The sequence below is a fragment of the Gemmatimonadota bacterium genome, from assembly GCA_026706845.1.
Taxonomy (GTDB): domain Bacteria; phylum Latescibacterota; class UBA2968; order UBA2968; family UBA2968; genus VXRD01.
Window position 1 is genome coordinate 1 of sequence record JAPOXY010000166.1, and the last position, 3,055, is coordinate 3,055.

A 3,055-nucleotide genomic window follows, 5' to 3' on the forward strand; every position below is an offset into this window, starting at 1 on the left:
TCACATAGCCTCCCTGGGACCAGAAGCCCACACTCAATTGCGGATGGGGGCTGGCGAAGTACGCGAGTTGTGTTTGCACCTGCTTATGTAAAAATGTCCGATGAACCCATTTTCCCCGGGTATGAAAAAAGATGCCCCGCTTTGGCACAAACACATCGTCTCGCGTATCAATACCTGCAGATAACCAGAAGGCGGGGAGATATTCAGATTCCAGGACCTGGATCGCATCGCGAATGAGCATATGTTCAACTTGATACCCCACGTTGAAACCTCCCCAACTGTGGAACAAAACCTGCATGCCCAATCGCGTGCGAAGACGCCTCTCATTATACACGCCCTGGGCTTGCTCTTCAAAATAAGCCACCCGCTCTTGATTCCAGCCCTGAATCTCTCCGAGAAAACTCAGGCCCTTAAATGAGCGAAAAATTAAATTCATTTCAGCAAACTTCATAGTAGTGCCCAATAGGCCGCGCAAATAAAACTCTACTGCGCGGCCATAAACATTTTGATGTGCAAGCTCGGCCAGTGCCGAAACCCCAAAATCGTTGTCGTAACGAAGTCCCATTTTCAACTCACTTGGGGGGTTTTCAAGCACCTGAAAAACCAATTCGGTATAGTCTTCATGGTAGATAACCTGGTAATCCACTGTTTGAAATAATCCGGTCGCATATAACCGGCCAGATTCGCGTTCCAGTTCCCGAAACGATGTCGGCTTATTGATGAACTTTTCCAACTCTGCAATGGAAATGCCTCTTGTATAGCGCTCTAAACCCTCAATCCGCACCCGGTCAATTACAATATCAGATGGTATATCCGCCCAGGTTCTAAAATCAAAATCATCTGGCAACATCGACGGTCTCGACTTTTCAACGCGCTTTGGAATTCCAAGCACTTGCAGAGTTTTCCAGATTGAATCCAGATGTTTTTCGGCTTCTTCTTCACCAATCGGAATCACTGTATGTGAGCGATTAAAATCGCCGCTATCAAATCCTTTTAAATCGGGCACTATCAACACATGGGCGAGTTTGCGATGTGCCATTTTTTTTTCTTCAATTCGAAAACTAACAGCCTGATCGATGACGTCGATGATATCTTCAAATTCGTGTTTTTGAGTGCGCAAAGGCGTGGCACAATCCACGGCAATAACAAAATCAGCCCCGGCGTCTAATGCGACATCTACAGGCAGATTATTGACAATGCCGCCATCTACAAGAAGAGTTTTTTCTGTACTCACTGGCACAAACACTCCCGGGATAGAAATACTCGCTCTGATTGCCGTGCCGAGCGAGCCATTTTTAATCACGACCTGTTCGCCAGCTACAATATCTGTTGCAATTGCGCGAAAAGGCGTTGGCAGCCGATCAAAATCGTTTCGTGCCCGATAAGTTGCGCCAATGGTCAATTGATAGAGAAAATGCTGAATCTTTTGCCCGGCAAAAACCCCATAAGGCAATTTTAGATCAAATTTATCGAGGCGCAATGCGAGCATCTGACGATCAACTATTGGTTTGCGATGCAAATTCAACAGACGGCGATCAGGGCTATTGCTGGTCATTTCCCCCCAATCTGTTTCTACAACAATGCGTTCGAGATCATCAACAGAATATCCGGCAGCATACAATCCTCCCACCAGAGCACCATAACTCGCGCCCACGATCAAATCAATGGGAATACCTTCGCGCTCGAGCACGCGCAACACACCGATATGTACCCCGCCACGCGCACCTCCCCCGCTGAGCACAAGTGCGACCTGGGGCCTCTGTTTTGCAAAAGAGGGAAGCGTGATAGACAGGGCAAAACCGAAACAAAAAACAAAAACAAATAGGCTTTGAACTATTCCGCATTTTGTTGCGTATAACTTTTTGCCTGTCATCTGGCTTTCTCGGCTTTGAAAGATTGAAAAGAGCCGATCCATTTCCGGACCGGCTCTTTTCAATTATGACCTCAATAATAGGGCCTCTCTAACCTTCATCATAATCAGTCAATGGACGGATCCAGATATTCCGATAGCGCACGGGATCGCCGTGATCTTGCAGCATCAACGGCCCGGTAGGCCCGTGCGGTGTGTCATAAGTCGACACATTTCTGTGTCCGGTCGGTCCCATAGCCTCTTTGCGGTTGTGCAAAACAACACCATTCAAAAACACCGTCAAATAAGCGGGCTTCACCAGTGAATCGCCATCGTATTCCGGTGTTTCAAAAACAATATCATAAGCCTGCCACTCACCCGGCGGACGCGTCGCATTCACCAGCGGCGAAAACTGGCTGTAAATCGCGCCCGTCGTACCATCGGAATACGTCGGATTGTCATATCCATCCAGCACCTGCACCTCGTATTTCCCGATCAAAAACACACCACTATTTCCCCGCCCCTGGCTGCTACCGCGCACTTCTGACGGACAGGCAAACTCTATGTGCAACTGTGCGCTTCCAAACTCATCTTTTGTCTGGATATTTCCCGTTCGGGGATTCACCTCTACATACCCATTCTCCACCGTCCATGTCGGATCCCCACCATCGCGGCTCTGCCAACTGGACAAATCTGTACCATCAAACAGCACCACGGCATCCGATGGCGCATCACCTGCACTGGCTCCCGGCGTCACCACGCGCGGTGCTGGACGATTCTTATCGTGAACGCGCCACGGTTGATTGGGCAACATCGGCGTATCGTCATACCCCACCGGCGTGTGTTTTTCTGCTGCCATTTCGTTTCCTTTCTAAAATGAAGTGAATATTTTGTTTTCAAACCATGATCATAAAAATACAAAGATGTGTCAAGCGGGATTGCAAATACAGATCGCGCTCGCAATTTATCGCATTAAATGAATCATAAACCCGTATTTACCTGTCCATATATTAAGACACCGAAAATAATTTGGTTTATTGCCCAAACGCGCTTAAGGACAAATCATGAAAATTCTCCGCACAGAACAAAACGTTCCATCCCTACCAAAACCCAACCAGTGTCGCGTTGTGTACTCCAATGAACTCCCACCCGTTGAACTAATTACCGCAACATTTGTATATGCATTCGACGGAGATCGCTTGCTCA

Annotated in this window: 2 protein-coding genes; both read right to left on the minus strand. The window is 47.8% G+C overall.

The window, feature by feature from the left end:
- On the minus strand, positions 1 to 1,741 hold a 1,741-nt coding region (locus OXG87_15450; protein ID MCY3870944.1), incomplete at its 3' end, for a patatin-like phospholipase family protein.
- A 220-nt stretch (positions 1,742 to 1,961) separates the two neighbouring features.
- Positions 1,962 to 2,708 (minus strand): DUF1080 domain-containing protein, encoded by a 747-nt coding sequence (locus tag OXG87_15455; GenBank protein MCY3870945.1) that lies wholly within the window; start codon positions 2,706 to 2,708, stop codon positions 1,962 to 1,964.
- Between the last annotated feature and the right edge of the window lie 347 nt (positions 2,709 to 3,055).